The organism is Pseudomonas helvetica (assembly GCF_039908645.1).
Classification (GTDB): Bacteria; Pseudomonadota; Gammaproteobacteria; order Pseudomonadales; family Pseudomonadaceae; genus Aquipseudomonas; species Aquipseudomonas helvetica.
The window spans coordinates 1,702,914-1,718,379 of sequence record NZ_CP150917.1 but is presented as its reverse complement, the minus strand read 5'-3'; the positions used below and the strand labels follow the sequence as shown (position 1 = coordinate 1,718,379).

General features: G+C 60.4%; 15 protein-coding genes. 9 read left to right on the top strand and 6 right to left on the bottom strand.

Annotation, left to right across the window (positions count from 1 at the left end):
• Positions 1–78 precede the first annotated feature (78 nt).
• Genes AABM55_RS07840 through AABM55_RS07830 form a run of 3 tightly spaced genes read right to left on the bottom strand, consistent with a single transcriptional unit; the run spans position 79 to position 1,941 of the window.
• Positions 79–621 (bottom strand): DUF2937 family protein, encoded by a 543-nt coding sequence (locus AABM55_RS07840; RefSeq protein WP_054596163.1) that lies wholly within the window; start codon positions 619–621, stop codon positions 79–81.
• Positions 622–634: 13 nt separating this feature from the next.
• Positions 635–1,411, bottom strand: coding sequence for a class II glutamine amidotransferase (locus AABM55_RS07835; protein ID WP_103316226.1), 777 nt, complete (start codon positions 1,409–1,411; stop codon positions 635–637).
• Positions 1,412–1,443: 32 nt separating this feature from the next.
• Positions 1,444–1,941: a hypothetical protein gene (locus tag AABM55_RS07830; protein WP_054598264.1), complete on the bottom strand. Its 498-nt coding sequence runs from the start codon at positions 1,939–1,941 to the stop codon at positions 1,444–1,446.
• Positions 1,942–2,041: 100 nt separating this feature from the next.
• On the opposite strand from AABM55_RS07830, the gene AABM55_RS07825 reads away from it, so the two are divergent.
• Both AABM55_RS07825 and AABM55_RS07820 read left to right on the top strand, forming a co-directional pair.
• Complete coding sequence (locus tag AABM55_RS07825) at positions 2,042–4,096, top strand: S9 family peptidase (protein ID WP_347929252.1); 2,055 nt, start codon at positions 2,042–2,044, stop codon at positions 4,094–4,096.
• A gap of 116 nt (positions 4,097–4,212) precedes the next feature.
• A complete protein-coding gene (locus AABM55_RS07820) occupies positions 4,213–4,686 on the top strand; it encodes a cyclic nucleotide-binding domain-containing protein (RefSeq protein WP_054598263.1) in 474 nt (157 codons plus the stop codon).
• Here the strand turns inward: AABM55_RS07820 and AABM55_RS07815 are convergent.
• The gene (locus AABM55_RS07815) at positions 4,683–4,973 is read right to left on the bottom strand and encodes a hypothetical protein (protein WP_054598262.1); all 291 of its coding nucleotides are present in this window, start codon (positions 4,971–4,973) and stop codon (positions 4,683–4,685) included. The two genes, AABM55_RS07820 and AABM55_RS07815, sit on opposite strands and share 4 nt — an antisense overlap.
• Before the next feature lie 118 nt (positions 4,974–5,091).
• Here AABM55_RS07815 and AABM55_RS07810 point away from each other — a divergent pair, with 118 nt between their 5' ends.
• The 4 genes from AABM55_RS07810 (at position 5,092) to AABM55_RS07795 (ending at position 8,394) form a co-directional block, all read left to right on the top strand.
• On the top strand, positions 5,092–5,778 hold the full coding sequence (locus AABM55_RS07810; RefSeq protein WP_103316224.1) for a spermidine synthase: 687 nt from the start codon (positions 5,092–5,094) through the stop codon (positions 5,776–5,778).
• 49 nt (positions 5,779–5,827) lie between these two features.
• Positions 5,828–6,202, top strand: a complete 375-nt coding sequence (locus AABM55_RS07805; RefSeq protein ID WP_054596159.1) for a YajD family HNH nuclease — start codon at positions 5,828–5,830, stop codon at positions 6,200–6,202.
• A 151-nt stretch (positions 6,203–6,353) separates the two neighbouring features.
• A complete protein-coding gene (locus tag AABM55_RS07800; protein ID WP_103316223.1) occupies positions 6,354–7,037 on the top strand; it encodes a response regulator transcription factor in 684 nt (227 codons plus the stop codon).
• Positions 7,015–8,394 (top strand): HAMP domain-containing sensor histidine kinase, encoded by a 1,380-nt coding sequence (locus AABM55_RS07795; RefSeq protein WP_347929251.1) that lies wholly within the window; start codon positions 7,015–7,017, stop codon positions 8,392–8,394. Before AABM55_RS07800 ends, AABM55_RS07795 begins: the two co-directional genes overlap by 23 nt.
• Positions 8,395–8,467: 73 nt before the next feature.
• On the opposite strand, the gene AABM55_RS07790 is transcribed toward AABM55_RS07795, so the two are convergent.
• A complete protein-coding gene (locus AABM55_RS07790) occupies positions 8,468–8,878 on the bottom strand; it encodes a hypothetical protein (RefSeq protein WP_054596156.1) in 411 nt (136 codons plus the stop codon).
• Between the two features lie 77 nt (positions 8,879–8,955).
• Positions 8,956–9,360 carry a hypothetical protein gene (locus AABM55_RS07785; RefSeq protein ID WP_103316221.1) on the bottom strand — a complete coding sequence of 135 codons (405 nt, stop codon included), beginning with the start codon at positions 9,358–9,360 and terminating at the stop codon, positions 8,956–8,958.
• Between the two features lie 225 nt (positions 9,361–9,585).
• Here AABM55_RS07785 and AABM55_RS07780 point away from each other — a divergent pair, with 225 nt between their 5' ends.
• The 3 genes from AABM55_RS07780 to AABM55_RS07770 are packed head-to-tail and all read left to right on the top strand — an operon-like array spanning position 9,586 to position 15,383.
• Positions 9,586–12,819 carry an efflux RND transporter permease subunit gene (locus AABM55_RS07780; RefSeq protein ID WP_347929250.1) on the top strand — a complete coding sequence of 1,078 codons (3,234 nt, stop codon included), beginning with the start codon at positions 9,586–9,588 and terminating at the stop codon, positions 12,817–12,819.
• Positions 12,809–13,975 carry an efflux RND transporter periplasmic adaptor subunit gene (locus tag AABM55_RS07775; protein ID WP_347929249.1) on the top strand — a complete coding sequence of 389 codons (1,167 nt, stop codon included), beginning with the start codon at positions 12,809–12,811 and terminating at the stop codon, positions 13,973–13,975. The genes AABM55_RS07780 and AABM55_RS07775 overlap by 11 nt, the downstream gene beginning before the upstream one ends.
• A complete protein-coding gene (locus AABM55_RS07770) occupies positions 13,959–15,383 on the top strand; it encodes an efflux transporter outer membrane subunit (RefSeq protein ID WP_347930004.1) in 1,425 nt (474 codons plus the stop codon). Before AABM55_RS07775 ends, AABM55_RS07770 begins: the two co-directional genes overlap by 17 nt.
• Positions 15,384–15,466: the final 83 nt, after the last annotated feature.

Here is a 15,466-nt window from a genome sequence, read left to right as displayed (position 1 = left end):
TGCTGTAGGAGCACGGCTTGCCGGCGATGGCGATCTCACGGACGCCATCGCCGGCAAGCCGTGCTCCTACGAAGGGTGTTACAAACCGCGCAAATCGCGCTCCTCAATCGGCCGACTCTGGCGCAGGCGCTTGCCGCCCAACACCACCCAGTCGATCAGGCGGAACAGGCATTCCAGACCGAACGACAGCAACATCGCCCCGCTCAGCCCCCAGCCCATGGCTTCAGGTGTCAGCAACAGCTGGTAGCTGTAGCCATTCCAGGTTTCCTTGCGTATATCCGGGTCAGCCGCCAACACCACCTGCAAGAAGCGGATGTACCACGGGCCTTGCATGGCCTGGAATTGCTTGTCCAGCGCCAATTGGCGAGTGAGCAAGGTGCTCAGGCTGTCGGCATCGCTGCGAAACACCGGGTCGTCACTGGCACGGTAATGAGCAACCAATGCTTGCAGATCGCCCTTGAAGAACTGCTCGGCGGTGCCTTGAAAACCCCGCAAGCCGGTCTGCGCTTCGATCAGGTGCGCCTCGACCCGCTTGGCGTAGTCGTTGATGAAACCCGGCACCTGCACACCCACCAACAGGCCGATCGCAAACAACACCAGCCGCAAATAACTGAGCAACATAGAAAGGTGTTCCTTATTCGGTCTTGCCCTGGCTGACGCATTCACCGCGTCGCCACAGGCTCCATTGGCCCGGTTCGTAACGGGTCCAGGTTTCGTTTTCGGTCAGGGGTTCGGTGGCAATGACCGTCACCACATCGTTGGGCGTGGTTTCGGCCTGGAAGTCGACGATGACGTCCGCATCCTTCAAGCGTGCCGGACCAAACGGCGCGCGTCGGGTGATGTGCGCCAATTTGCTTGAGCAATAACAGAACAGCCAGTCGCCGTCGCTCAACAGGCAATTGAACACACCTTTGCTGCGGTATTCGGCGCACGCCGCCACCAGGCTCGGTAGCAACTGCTCGACTTCAACCGGCTCCGGGAAGGCTTCACGCACTCGGTTGAGTACATCGCAGAACGCCGCTTCACTGTCGGTGTCGCCGATTGGCCGGTAAAAACTGGTGGTTGGCTGAAAGTCGGCGAGTTGGCCGTTATGCGCGAAGCACCAGTTGCGGCCCCACAACTCACGCACGAACGGGTGAGTGTTGGACAGGCAGACCTTGCCGACGTTGGCCTGGCGGATATGCCCGATCACCACTTCGCTTTTGATCGGATAGCGCTGTACCAACTGCGCGACTTCGGACTCACAACTCGCCGCCGGGTCCTGAAACAAGCGCAGGCCACGGCCCTCATAGAACCCGATACCCCAACCGTCCCGGTGCGGGCCAGTTCGACCGCCTCGCTGCATCAGCCCGGTGAAGCTGAACACGATATCGGTCGGTACATTGGCGCTCATGCCCAATAATTCACACATGCCTGGACTCTCGCTTCAATGCCGGGGCAACGTCAAAGACGGGGTTCAACTCGCGAACGCTGGGGGTTGCTCGGAACCGGCGGACGACCATAACGATCGTCACCAGCACCGCCAAAGGGCTGGTCATCATCCGGATCGGCAGCCTTGGCAGCGGCTTTCGCGGCGGCCTCCCGCTCCTTGCGAGCATTGGCGGCGCGCTCGATGGGAAAGCGGATCAACGCGAAGATCAGGTAAATGCCGAAAGCGATCATGCTGTACATGACCAGGTCGGAGATCGCGCGCCAGATGTTGTTACCGACCTTGAACAGCAGGTCCAGGGCAGTAATGGCGATGGCCGGGGCGAATTTTTCCTTCACCGGGTCGATAATGGTCGGGCTGAACAACAGCACGACCATGAGCAGACGCAGTGGCTCGCGCAACCAGCGCCACATCCAGCGGGTCAGCCGCATCCACACCAACAGGCAGCCTAAAGCGGCAAAGGCGTAAAGGCCCCAAGCGATCAGATAGTCGTTCTCGGTCATGGTGTCCATGGCAAGGCAGGCAAAGAGGCGCTTATGATAACGGCTTTTCACCGATCAGGCTGCCCCGCTGTCTGTGAAGCCATTTTTACATTACGCCCGAGAGTCCTTCATGCCCCTATCCGCCCACGTTTGCAGCGCCCCGATTGCCCACAAGGCCGACGGCGATGACCCATACGCCTGGCTGCAGGAGCGCGACAGCGCACAGGTGCTCGACTACCTCAAGGCTGAAAACAGCTATCAGGAAGCACAACTGGCCGACCAGGCCGAGCTGCGAGAAACCCTGTTCAACGAAATAAAAAGCCGGATTCTCGAAACCGACCTGTCGCTGCCGTCCCCGTGGGGGCCTTACCTGTATTACACCCGCACCGTCGCCGGTGACGAATATGCCCGGCATTACCGCTGCCCGCGCCCGGCTGACGACAGCCTGCTGGTCGACGAAAGTCAGGAACAGCTACTGCTCGACCCCAATGTGCTGGCCAATGGCGGTTTTTTCTCGCTGGGCGCCTTCAGCATCAGCCCGGACCACCAGCGCCTGGCCTACAGCCTCGATACCAGCGGTGAAGAGATTTACACGCTGTTCGTCAAGGAGCTGTCCAACGGCAAGGTCAGCGAACTGGCATTCGACAATTGCGACGGCAGCATGACTTGGGCCAACGACAGCCTGACGCTGTTTTTCGGCGAACTGGATGACACCCATCGCCCACACAAGCTGTTTCGCTATCGTCTCGACGGTACCGCCGCTGAAGAAGTATTCCATGAAGCGGACGGACGGTTTTTCCTGCACTGCTACCGTTCAAGCTCCGAACGCCAGTTGCTGCTGTCGCTGGGCAGCAAAACCACCAGCGAAGTCTGGGTGCTCGATGCGTCGCAGCCACAGCAGGCCTTCACCTGCCTGGCACCACGGGTTGAAGATCACGAGTACGACGTCGACCACGGCAAGCTCGACGATCAATGGACCTGGCTGATTCGCAGCAACCGCGACGGCATCAACTTTGCGCTGTATCAGGCTGCCGACACCGGGGTTGCGCCAACCGAAAGCGACTGGCAAAACCTGATCCCTCACAGCGACACGGTGATGCTTGACGGCATGAGCCTGAATGCCTCGGCCATGACCCTGAGCCTGCGTGAAGGCGGCTTGCCGATCATCGAAGTTCACCCACAAGGCCTGCCTGCTTACCGCGTGCAACTGCCAGACGCGGCCTACAGCCTGCATGTGCAAAACAGCCTGGAGTTTGCCAGCGACAAGATCCGTCTGCGTTATGAGGCATTGAATCGCCCGGCGCAGATTCGCCAGCTCACCCTCGCCAGCGGCGAACAGAAAGTCCTCAAGGAAACCCAGGTGCTCGGCCCTTTCGACGCCGATGCCTACGTCAGTCAGCGCCTGTGGGCGACCGCGCCCGATGGCACACAGGTGCCGATCAGCCTGGTGGTCAAACGTGAAATGCTCGGCAAGCCGACGCCGCTTTACCTTTACGGCTACGGCGCCTACGGCGAAAGCCTCGACCCGTGGTTCTCCCACGCGCGCCTGAGCCTGCTCGATCGCGGCATGGCCTTCGCCATCGCCCATGTGCGCGGCGGCGGTGAGCTGGGCGAAGCCTGGTATCGCGCTGGCAAGCAGGAACACAAGCAGAACACCTTCAACGACTTCATCGCCTGCGCCGAACACCTGATCGCCAACGGCTTCACTACCTCAAAACAACTGGCCATCAGCGGCGGCAGTGCCGGCGGATTGCTGATCGGCGCGGTGCTCAACCAGCGCCCGGAACTGTTTGCGGCGGCGATTGCCGAGGTGCCGTTCGTCGACGTGCTCAACACCATGCTCGATCCGGACTTGCCGCTGACCGTCACCGAATACGACGAATGGGGCAATCCTGAAGAGCTGGCAGTTTATGATCGGATCAAGGCATACGCGCCGTACGAAAACGTCGGTGCTCATGCCTATCCGGCAACCCTGGTGATCGCCGGCTACAACGACAGCCGCGTGCAGTATTGGGAAGCGGCCAAGTGGGTGGCCAAGTTGCGAGCGACCAAATCCGACAATAATCTGTTGCTGCTCAAGACCGAACTGGGTGCCGGTCATGGCGGGATGAGCGGGCGTTATCAGGGATTACGTGACGTAGCCCTCGAATACGCATTTGTTTTCAAGGTATTGGGAATCGCCTGAGGAACTCTGCAAGGCGTATGAGTCTTAAATGTGGGAGCAGGCTCGCTCCCACAAGGGATTGGCAATTACCCAAAAAGCCCGAACCGGCAACAGACACACAAAAAGACCGTGATGACATGTCAGAACCGACCCTGTTGAACAAAGAAATTCGCGACTGGCTGATGGACTGCGGCCTGTTCGATCAACTGCAACTGGCCGATTTCACGGCGGCTGCCGGCTACTTCAGCATCAGCACCATCGCCGAGGGCCAGGAGATCTTCCACGAAGGTGATGCCGGCAGCTTCATGTGCATCATTCACTCGGGTCAGGTGGCGGTGCAGAAAACCAATAGCGACGGCAAGCCGGTGACGATCGCAACGCTGCGCAGCGGCCGGGCATTCGGCGAAATGGCCGTCCTCGATGGCGAACGGCGCTCGGCCAGTTGCGTGGCGGCGAGCAATTGCCAACTGCTCAACCTGGGCAAGGACTCGCTGGAAAAGATGCTCAACGACGCACCGAAAATCGCCGCGAAGATCATCCGTGCCATTGCCGTGTCGCTGTCCAAACGCCTGCGCATGGCCGACGGCCAATTGCTCTCGCAACAGATTTAACCGCCGGGAGATTTGTTTTTTTGCTGAATCTGCTCAAGCCCCGGCAAGGTCTGGTCCTTGGGCGGGTTGGGCATTTCGATCGGTGGCAACAACGGTTCACCGCCGCTACTGCTGCCGACCTTGGGTACAGTGGTCGGGGTAATCTGCGGGTATGGCGTAGGGGTTGCGGTGCCGGGTGAACCGGGGGCCGCTGACGGTGCAACAGGGACCGTTTGCAACTCTTGCGCCTGCGCTGCACTTATCGAGAGCGCGGCCAACACAATGACCGTTAGAATGGTGCACTTCATCAATGGCTCCGTTGCCCTTGCTTGTGACCTTAAGGCTACTCCCAACCGCGCAAGATTGCCCTTCTCAATGCCGGTTTCTCCTCCTTGATGCCAGTTTCCCTCCTTTAAAGAGAGCCCCATGAAACGTTTCGTTCTGCTCGACACCACCCCGATCCCCGAAAACGGCGGTGCCCTGTGCCTGTTCGAGTATGGCGAAGATTTCGTCATCAAGATCCAGGGCGGTGACGGCGGACAATTGATGAACACCCGCATGCACGGTTCCGAAGACGCCTTGGCCGAGATTCCTTGCCGCAAGGTCGCCGGCCGGCCGAATTCACGGGTGCTGATTGGTGGCCTCGGCATGGGGTTCACCCTCGCTTCGGCGCTCAAGCACCTGGGCAAGACCGCTGAAGTGGTGGTCGCCGAACTGGTACCAGGGGTGGTCGAGTGGAACCACGGGCCGCTGGGCGAAAAGTCCGGGCGACCGCTGCTCGACCCGCGCACGGTGATCCGCATGGATGACGTGGCCAAGGTCCTGCAGGCCGAGCCGCAAGGTTTCGACGCGATCATGCTCGACGTCGATAACGGCCCCGAAGGCCTGACCCAGAAAGCCAACAGCTGGCTGTACTCGGCCGGCGGCCTGAGCGCCTGCGCCAAGGCCCTGCGCCCCAAAGGCGTGCTCGCGGTGTGGTCGGCCAGCGCTGACCGGCAATTTTCCGACAAATTGAAAAAAGCCGGCTTCAAGTCCGAAGAAGTGCAAGTCTTCGCCCACGGCAACAAAGGCACCCGACACACGATCTGGATTGCCGAGAAGCTCAAGGGCTGAGCTAAACTTGCCTCATAACCTCATTAGTCTTTTTTACAAAGGTGAACCCATGAGTTCGTCAACGCCCCCCTCCAACACGGCCAAACTGGACCGCATCCTCGCCGACGCCCAGCGCGACCGTGAAATGGGCTACCGCGACAAGGCCCTGAAGATGTACCCGCACGTCTGCGGACGCTGTGCCCGCGAGTTCTCCGGCAAGCGCCTGAGCGAGCTGACCGTGCACCACCGCGACCACAACCACGACAATAACCCGCAGGACGGCTCCAACTGGGAGCTGCTGTGCCTGTACTGCCACGACAACGAACACTCGCGCTACACCGACCAGCAGTACTTCGGCGACGGCTCGCTGAGCACGCCGAAAATCGCCAAGGCAACGCATAACCCGTTCGCCGCATTGGCCGGGTTGATGAAAAAAGACGACTGACGTGCAAAGTCCCGAACGTCATCGGAATTTTTCAAATTCGGTACCTACCGCAAGCTGCTTGTATTCAACATGAAACTTTCATCAGAAAGTCTGGCAACTTTTATTGGCAAAATTGGACACCCGGTAATGATCTTTTCATTAGGTAACCGAAATGTCCCGTATTTTGACGATAGAAGACGATGCCGTGACGGCCAGGGAAATTGCAACCGAGTTGCAAAGCCACGGATTTGAAGTGGATTGGGTGGACAATGGCCGTGAAGGCCTGGTGAGTGCCGTCAGTGGCAATTACGACCTGATCACGCTCGACCGCATGCTCCCCGAGCTTGATGGCCTGGCCATTGTCACCACGCTGCGTGCCATCGGCGTGGTGACGCCGATTCTGATGATCAGTGCCCTCTCCGATATTGACGAACGCGTACGCGGCTTGCGCGCAGGTGGCGACGATTACCTGTCCAAGCCGTTCGCCACCGATGAGATGGCAGCGCGTGTCGAAGTGCTGCTACGGCGTAAAAGCCCGGTCGGAAAGTTCGAAACCACCCTCAAAGTCGCCGACCTGGAACTCAATCTGATCAGCCACGAAGCCAATCGTGCCGGTCAGCCGCTGAGTCTGTTGCCTACCGAGTACAAACTGCTCGAATTCATGATGCGCAACCCGGGACAAGTTCTCTCGCGGATGATGATTTTCGAAGAAGTATGGGGTTATCACTTCGACCCGGGAACCAACCTGATCGACGTGCATATCGGGCGCCTGCGCAAGAAGATCGATCCTCCCGGCCTGACGCCCTTGATCCGGACGATGCGAGGCTCGGGCTATGTCATTGCTGACCCCCTCTAAAGGCTGGAGCTCTTCGACCAGTCGCTTGCTGGCGCTCTACAGTACGTTGTTCGTGATCTGGAGCGGTGTCCTGATGGGCGGACTCTATTACGAAGTTTCCGGCTACATGAACCGTCTGGCCAAACACTCGTTGATGCAGCGCCAACACCTGCTCTCGCGTTTTCAAGGCGATCAACTGATCGAAGCGCTGACCACCAGCATGCAGTTCGATATGCCGAACGTGGATGCCTTTGGGGTATTCGACAGGCAAAAAAAACCGCTGAACGGAGCGATCCGGAAAATCCCTGCACAACTGCCGCTGGACGGTCATATTCACGAATTGAACAGTTGCGTAGATTCCGACGATCCGGCGCTGCCGCAGTCCAGTTGTTATGCCATCGCAACCCACATCCAGAATGACCGCTGGCTGGTTCTGGTTCGGGATAACGGTTCATTGCTCGCAGTCACCCTGATCATTTGGCATGCGCTGCTCTGGGGTATTTCCCTGACCATCATTCCCGGCATCGCTGCCTGGCAACTGTTGCGCCGCCGCCCACTGCAGCGGATTCGAGCGATTCAGGCCAGTGCGCAATCCATTGTCGCCGGCAAACTGACCCAGCGCCTGCCGCTGTCGGATCGACGCGACGAACTGGATATGCTCGCGGCTATCGCCAATGCCATGCTGGAACGCATCGAGCGGTTGCTGAATGAAGTCAAAGGTACTTGCGACAACATTGCGCATGACTTGCGCACCCCCCTCACCCATATACGGACACAGCTCTACCGTATTCAACAACAGGCCAGTGAGGGTTCGCCGCAGGCCTTGCAAATGAACAAGGTCATTGCCGAAGCCGATACGTTGATGGCGCGCTTTCGCGGCCTGCTGCGCATCTCTGAACTGGAAGATCATCAGCGTCGCTCCGCGTTCATCCAGTTCGATCCAATGACGTTGTTGAAGGAGGTTCATGACTTCTATTCGCCGCTTGCCGAGGAGCGCCAACTCACCCTGCTGTTGCAGCTACCGCAATCGCTGCCATCCCTGGACGGCGACCGGGCATTGCTGTTCGAAGCGCTGGCCAACCTGCTGAGCAATGCGATCAAGTTCACACCGCACGGCGGTGAGGTCATCCTCAAGGCCGTCAGTCATGACGGCAGCACACGGATCGAAGTGTTGGACTCCGGCCCGGGAATTCCTCCCGCTGAACGAGAAGCGGTATTTCAGCGGTTCTATCGCTGCGACAGCACTCACCAGCAGAACGGCTTCGGACTGGGGCTATCGATTGTTGCAGCGATCATCGATCTGCACGGGTTCAGACTGGAGGTCGGAACCCGTGAGCATGGAGGCGCGCGGCTGATTCTGGATTGTCATTCCGGTTAGATCCGGTTCGGGCAAAGCCTTAGTGTGCCGACCTGTCCAGTTTCAGTAGCGCACGACGGCCCCCTGGAAGGGTTTACCCCGGCATGCATCTAAAGTCGCCAGTCTGCGCGACTTGCTGACCGTGGGAGTCCTCCAGACGTGCACTGACTTCCTGCCCCAGGCTCGACTCCACCAGTGTGTAGTGTTCGCCCGCCTTGAATTGGTTGTAACGGACCTCGCCTTGGCAGTCCTGCTGGTTCGAGTCACCACTCGGGATCTCGAACAGCGTCACGGCCAGATCATGAGCACCGGGGGTCACTTCGAAAAAGCGTCCGTCATCGATACGTTTGCCATCCACCCGTTCTGCCAGCATGTCATTGGGCGCCTCATCCCGAAGCCCGATCCAGGCCATGCCCGGATCAGGTTTTGGCATCGGACCGGCACAGGCGGACAACAGACAGGCCACGCTCAGGCCAGGAATCAGCAGCAGTTGTTTAAGTGTCATCGAATGACTCTCTCTCATGTAAAAAACACAGACCCCGGCATGCCTGAAGGTCAATCAGCAATCGTTGAAAAGCCGGCCTACAAACACTTGAAGCGGTCGCTTTGCGCGACTTGCTTGCCGTGGGAATCGACCAGGCGGGCGCTGGCGGACTGCCCCTCGCTCGACGTATTTATCTGGTAATGCTCACCTGCCTGAAAGCCGCTGTATTGAAGATGCCCCATGCAAGTGGGCTCAACCGAGTTGCCATCTGCCCCGGTCAGCAGCGTCATCTGCAGACGATGAGCGCCAGGCTTGACCTCGAAATAGCGACCATCGTCGACTCGCCGGCCATCAACCCGATCCGCCAGCAAACTGCTGCTCGAGGGTTGTTGCAGAGCAATCCAGGCATCGCTCGGATCGGACTTGGGGACCGGCCCCGCACAGGCAGACAACAGGCAGGCCAGGCCAAGACCTGGAATCAGTAACAGGGGTTTGAATGTCATTGAAAAAAACCTCGCAAATGACAGCCGATGTCGTCGTCAGGGTTGAAAGCAGCCCATCGGCTTGAGCATCAGAGTGACGAGACAGGCAGGTGCAGACAAATGAATCCAGGTGAAAGGATTTTCAGGAAATCGGTAAAAATTTCTTCATCCCGATGAAGGCAAATTGTTAGTTTGCAACCGCAAGACTGCCGAGGATTGCAACTCAACTCCTCGGAGGTTTACGGCATGCTCGGGCTGGTAAAGACTGCACTGCTAAAGCCCTACACGTTTATCGTGCTGGCAATTTTCATCTGCATCATCGGGCCCATGGCGGCGCTGCGCACACCGACCGATGTCTTCCCTGACATCGGCATTCCGGTGATTGCAGTGGTCTGGCAATACAACGGACTGGCCCCGCAGGATATGGCCGGACGGGTGATCTATACCTATGAGCGCTCCCTGAGCACCACGGTCAACGACATCGAACATATCGAGTCGCAATCGCTGCCGGGCATGGGCATCGTCAAGATTTTCTTCCAGCCAGGCGTCGATATTCGTACCGCCAATGCCCAGGTTACGGCGGTGTCACAGACAGTCCTGAAACAGATGCCCCCGGGGATTACCCCGCCGCTGGTCCTGAACTACAGCGCCTCCACGGTGCCAATCCTGCAGATGGCGTTCTCCAGTCCGACCCTGTCGGAAGCGAAAATTCGTGACCTGGTGCAGAACAGTATCCGCCTGCCACTGACTTCGGTCCCGGGCTTGGCGATCCCCACCCCGATGGGCGGCAAACAGCGCCAGATCACCCTCGACCTCGACCCTCAGGCGTTGGCCGCCAAGGGGCTCTCGGCCCAGGACGTGGGTAACGCGTTGGCGGCTCAAAACCAGATCATCCCGGTGGGCACCGCCAAGCTCGGCCCCAACGAATACACAGTGCTGCTGAACAACAGCCCGCAAGCCATCGACGAACTCAACGACCTGCCGATCAAGACGGTCGACGGCGCGCTGATCACCATCGGCCAGGTGGCCCACGTGCGTGACGGCTCACCGCCACAGACCAATATCGTGCGAGTCGACGGCCGACGCGCCGTGCTGATGCCAGCCTTGAAGAACGGCAACATCTCCACCCTGTCGATCATCGACGGCATTCGCCAGATGCTGCCGCGCATCAATGAAACCCTGCCGCCATCGCTCAAGACCTCGTTGCTGGGCGACGCTTCGGTGTTCGTCAAACAGTCGGTGGGCAGCGTAGCCCGGGAAGGCATCATCGCCGCCTTGCTGACCAGCGCGATGATTCTGCTGTTTCTCGGCAGTTGGCGTTCGACCCTGATCATCGCTGCCTCGATTCCGCTGGCGGTACTGTCGGCCATCGCCCTGCTGGCCGCCAGTGGCCAGACCCTGAACGTCATGACCCTTGGAGGGCTGGCGTTGGCGGTGGGGATTCTGGTGGACGATGCCACGGTGACCATCGAGAACATCAACTGGCATCTGGAACAAGGCAAGGCGGTGAAGACCGCGATCCTCGACGGTGCGAAACAGATTGTCGGTCCGGCCTTCGTGTCGCTGCTGTGTATCTGCATCGTGTTCGTGCCGATGTTCCTGTTGCAGGGCATCGCCGGATACCTGTTCCGGCCGATGGCCCTGGCGGTGATCTTCGCCATGGCCAGTTCGTTCATCCTCTCGCGGACGCTGGTGCCGACCCTGGCGATGTTCCTGCTCAAACCCCACGTGCCCGAGCAAGGTCCGGGGCATCACCCGGAAGATGAATTCATCAATCATCATGAGGGCGAACATCACCACACGCCTCGGCATCCGTTGCTGCAAGCGCTGCTGAATTTCCAGCAGGGGTTCGAACAGCGATTTTCCAACCTGCGGGACACCTACTACGGACTGCTGGAACTGGCTCTGGAATACCGCAAGCGATTCCTGCTGGGGTTTCTGGCCTGTGTCCTGGCTTCCTTTGCGCTGCTACCGAGCCTGGGCCAGGACTTTTTCCCGGCCACCGACGCCGGTGCGCTGTCCTTGCATGTGCGCTTGCCGCTGGGCACGCGGATCGAGGAAAGCGCTGCGGCCTTCGACCGGATCGAAGCACGCATTCGCGAGATCATTCCGGCCGAGCAACTGGACACGATCGTCGACAATATCGGTATCCCGCTGAGCGGCATCGACATGGCCTACAGCAACAGCGGCACCATCGGTCCCCAGGACGGTGACATTCAAGTGACCCTCAAAACGGAACACAGCCCCACCGCCGACTACGTGAAGCGGCTGCGCGAGGCCTTGCCCGAAAGCTTCCCCGGCAGCCATTTCGCTTTTCTGCCGGCGGACATCAGCAGCCAGATCCTCAACTTCGGCGCACCGGCGCCGCTGGACGTGAAAATCTCCGGCCCCAATAGCGATGCCAACCGGGCCTATGCGGTGGAACTGGAGCGACGCCTGCAACATGTGGCCGGTATTGCCGACCTGCGAATCCAGCAGTCCACCGGTTATCCGTCACTGCAAGTCAAGGTCGACCGACTGCGGGCCAATGGCCTGGGCATCACCGAACGTGACGTGACCAACAGCATGGTCGCCTCGCTGGCCGGCAGCTCCCAGGTTGCGCCGACCTTCTGGCTAAACCCGGCCAACGGCGTGTCGTATGGAGTGGTCGCGGCCACCCCGCAATATCGCCTGGACAGCCTGCCATCGCTGGAAGCCTTGCCGGTCACCGGCAGTGACGGTCGCTCGCAGATCCTCGGCGGCCTGGCGAGCATTTCCCGGGTGCAGAGCGAGGCGGTCGTCAGCCACTACAACGTCATGCCGACCCTGGATCTGTACGCCAACGTGCAGGGCCGTGACCTCGGTGGTGTGGCCAAGGACATCCAGAAAGTTTTGGATGACACCGCCTCCTTGCGACCCAAGGGTTCGGTGATCAGCCTGCACGGGCAGATCGACGCGCTGCATGAAGCCTTCAGTGGGCTGAGCTTCGGCTTGCTGGGTGCGGTGGTGCTGATTTATCTGCTGATCGTGGTCAACTTTCAGTCCTGGGTCGATCCGTTCGTGATCATCACCGCCCTGCCCGCGGCGCTCGCCGGGATTGTCTGGATGCTCTTTCTCAGTGGCACCTCGTTATCGGTGCCGGCACTGACCGGGGCAATCCTTTGCATGGGGGTGGCTACCGCTAACTCGATTCTGGTCGTCAGCTTCTGTCGCGAACGCCTGGCGGAACACGGCGATGCCCTCAAGGCGGCGCTGGAAGGCGGCTACACGCGCTTTCGCCCGGTGTGCATGACGGCCCTGGCGATGATCATCGGCATGCTGCCGCTGGCCCTGTCCGAAGAACAGAACGCGCCACTGGGCCGCGCCGTCATCGGCGGCCTGATCCTCGCGACCACTGCCACTCTACTGTTCGTTCCGGTGGTGTTCAGCCTGGTCCACGGACGTCAATCTCGCGCTATTGCTGAAGAAAACTTTGCTGGAGAAAGCTCTCATGTCGCCTGATCAAAAACCTTCGCGCAAACGCCTGATGCTGGCGGGTATCGGAGGCCTGACTCTGGCCGCGCTGCTGGTCGCCAACGGCCTGGCTGCCCGCACCCGCCATGAAAAAGCCGTTGCCGCCTGGACCGAAACTGCGGCCATACCCTTGGTCAGCGTGTTCCAGCCGCAACAGAACGTGCATGGCGACAGCCTGCGTCTGCCGGCGCATCTGGAAGCCTGGAGCAAGGCACCGATTCATGCCCGGGTCAGCGGCTACCTCAAGGACTGGAAAACCGACATTGGCACTCCGGTCAAAGCCGGGCAGATCCTCGGAGAGATCGACAGCCCGGACCTCGATCAGCAGGTCGCGCAGACCCACGCGCGGCTGATCCAGGAGCAGGCCAACGCACGCCTCGCCGAAACCACCGCGACCCGCTGGCAAAACCTGCTGGCGACGCATTCGGTGTCGCGTCAGGAAGCCGACGAAAAACGCTCCAACGCCGCAGCGGCCAAGGCCAACGCCCAGGCAGCCGCCGCCGATTACGCCCGGCTCTCGGCGCTGGAAGACTACAAAACCATTCGCGCTCCGTTCGCCGGGACCATCACCGCCCGCAACACCGACATCGGCCAGTTGATCAAGGCTGACAGCGACAGCGATCCGGAGCTGTTCGACATCGCTGACACTCATCAACTGCGCCTGTATGTGCCGGTGCCGCAGAACTACGCCAGCGTGATCCGTCCCGGCATGCAAGCCGAATTGATTGTGCCGGAACACCCCGGCCAGCACTTCAGCGCCAGGCTGATCGGTGACTCCACCGCCGTCGACCGCCGCTCCGGGACCTTGCTTGCACAGTTTGTCGCCGACAATCCGGACGGGGCGTTGCTGCCCGGCGATTATGCCGAAGCCACTCTGCAGATTCCGGCCGACACCCATGGCGTGAGCATTCCCGCCAGCTCGCTGATCTTCCGCGCCCAAGGCACTCAAGTGGCAGTGCTCGACCCGGACAACCATGTGCACCTGCGCGAGATTCATATCGGCCTGGACCTGGGCGAGCGCCTGGTCATCGACCAGGGCTTGAAGCCTGCCGACCGCGTCGTCGACAACCCGCCGGATGCGTTGCGTGAAGGCGATTCCGTACAACTGGCCGACGCTGGGGGTTCTCATGCGCCCAAGGCTTAAGCCTCTCGCCGCAGTGCTGGCCATGGCGCTGGCCCTGCAGGGCTGTTCACTGGCGCCGACCTATAAGGCGCCGCCGATCGACTTGCCCGCGCAATACCGCGAACAGACCAGCGACGGTCCCTGGCACATGGCCAAACCCGCCGAACAGCTGTCTTCGCAATGGTGGCAGTTGTACCAGGACCCGCGTCTGGACAACCTGCAACAGCAGCTGCTCAAGGCCAACCCGGACCTGGCGGCAGCCCTCGCGCACTTTGATGCGGCGCAGGCTTATGCCGGCCAACTGCATGCCGGGCTGTTCCCACAGGTCACCGCCAGCGCGCAGCCGCTGCGCCAGCGCCAGTCGGACAACCGACCATTACGCGGGGCCAGCCAACCGTCGGTGTACAACAGCGATACCGCAGGCTTTGCACTGAGCTTCGATCTCGACCTGTGGGGGCGGATTCGCAACCAGGTGGCCGCAGGCGATGCCCAGGCCCAAGCCTCTGCCGACGACCTCGCCGCCGCTCGTTTGAGCCTGCAACGTCAACTGGCAACGCTGTATGTCCAGCTCAATGGCCTCGATGCCCAGAACAAGATCCTCGCCAGTTCTCTCGACGATTACGGCCAGGCATTGCAACTGACCCGTGACCGCTATCAGGGAGAAATCGCCTCGGAACTCGATCTGACCCGAGCCCAGAGCCAACTGGCCGAGGCCAAGGCGCAGCTGGACGATGTCCGCGCGCAACGCAATCTGACCGAACATGCGATCGGTGAGCTGGTTGGCCAACCGGCCAGTGATTTCCATCTGGACGCAAACAGCCAGGCCTTGAATCTGCCATCGATACCCGGCGCGCTTCCGAGCACCTTGTTGCAACGGCGCCCGGATGTCGCAGCAGCCGAGCGAAGAGTCTTTGCCGCCAACGCCAGCATTGGTGTCGCCCGAGCGGCCTGGTACCCGGACTTCAGCCTGACGGGGCTGCTCGGAGGGCAAACCGCCGGCAGCGGCAATCTGCTGGCTGCCAGCAACCGCTATTGGGCGCTTGGGCCGTTGGTCAATCTGCCGATTTTCGACGGCGGTCGCCTGGATGCCAACGAGCGTCAGGCCAAGGCCGAATTTGAAGAAGCGGCCGCCCATTACCGCAGTCAGGTGTTGCGAGCGGTACGCGAAGTCGAAGACAACCTCGCGCAAATGCGTGACCTGCAGCGTGAGGCGGAGGATGAGCAGGCAGCCGTACATGCCGCGCAAACGACTCAGACGTTGGCCATGAACAGCTATGAAGCCGGAGCCGTGAACTATCTGGACGTAGTGACCGCACAAACCTCTGCCCTGCAGGCACAACGACGTTTGCAGGATCTGCAGACCCGGCAGTTGCAGGCGAGCGTTGGATTGGTCGTGGCGTTGGGTGGCGGTTGGAGCAACGGCAGCTGACCGACAGTCGAGATTGACGCTGTATGCACCGGCCCTATCGCGAGCAAACTCGCGAGAGCCATTGCCCACGCACCGCCAATCTC

Excerpts from the sequence above, each read along its gene's own strand:
- AABM55_RS07770 (WP_347930004.1), top strand. The coding sequence starts at position 13,959 with ATGCGCCCAAGGCTTAAGCCTCTCGCCGCAGTGCTGGCCATGGCGCTG.
- AABM55_RS07800 (WP_103316223.1), top strand. The coding sequence starts at position 6,354 with ATGTCCCGTATTTTGACGATAGAAGACGATGCCGTGACGGCCAGGGAA.
- AABM55_RS07820 (WP_054598263.1), top strand. The coding sequence starts at position 4,213 with ATGTCAGAACCGACCCTGTTGAACAAAGAAATTCGCGACTGGCTGATG.
- AABM55_RS07805 (WP_054596159.1), top strand. The coding sequence starts at position 5,828 with ATGAGTTCGTCAACGCCCCCCTCCAACACGGCCAAACTGGACCGCATC.
- AABM55_RS07840 (WP_054596163.1), bottom strand. The coding sequence starts at position 621 with ATGTTGCTCAGTTATTTGCGGCTGGTGTTGTTTGCGATCGGCCTGTTG.
- AABM55_RS07795 (WP_347929251.1), top strand. The coding sequence starts at position 7,015 with ATGTCATTGCTGACCCCCTCTAAAGGCTGGAGCTCTTCGACCAGTCGC.
- AABM55_RS07830 (WP_054598264.1), bottom strand. The coding sequence starts at position 1,941 with ATGGACACCATGACCGAGAACGACTATCTGATCGCTTGGGGCCTTTAC.
- AABM55_RS07815 (WP_054598262.1), bottom strand. The coding sequence starts at position 4,973 with ATGAAGTGCACCATTCTAACGGTCATTGTGTTGGCCGCGCTCTCGATA.
- AABM55_RS07810 (WP_103316224.1), top strand. The coding sequence starts at position 5,092 with ATGAAACGTTTCGTTCTGCTCGACACCACCCCGATCCCCGAAAACGGC.
- AABM55_RS07825 (WP_347929252.1), top strand. The coding sequence starts at position 2,042 with ATGCCCCTATCCGCCCACGTTTGCAGCGCCCCGATTGCCCACAAGGCC.
- AABM55_RS07835 (WP_103316226.1), bottom strand. The coding sequence starts at position 1,411 with ATGTGTGAATTATTGGGCATGAGCGCCAATGTACCGACCGATATCGTG.
- AABM55_RS07785 (WP_103316221.1), bottom strand. The coding sequence starts at position 9,360 with ATGACATTCAAACCCCTGTTACTGATTCCAGGTCTTGGCCTGGCCTGC.
- AABM55_RS07780 (WP_347929250.1), top strand. The coding sequence starts at position 9,586 with ATGCTCGGGCTGGTAAAGACTGCACTGCTAAAGCCCTACACGTTTATC.
- AABM55_RS07775 (WP_347929249.1), top strand. The coding sequence starts at position 12,809 with ATGTCGCCTGATCAAAAACCTTCGCGCAAACGCCTGATGCTGGCGGGT.
- AABM55_RS07790 (WP_054596156.1), bottom strand. The coding sequence starts at position 8,878 with ATGACACTTAAACAACTGCTGCTGATTCCTGGCCTGAGCGTGGCCTGT.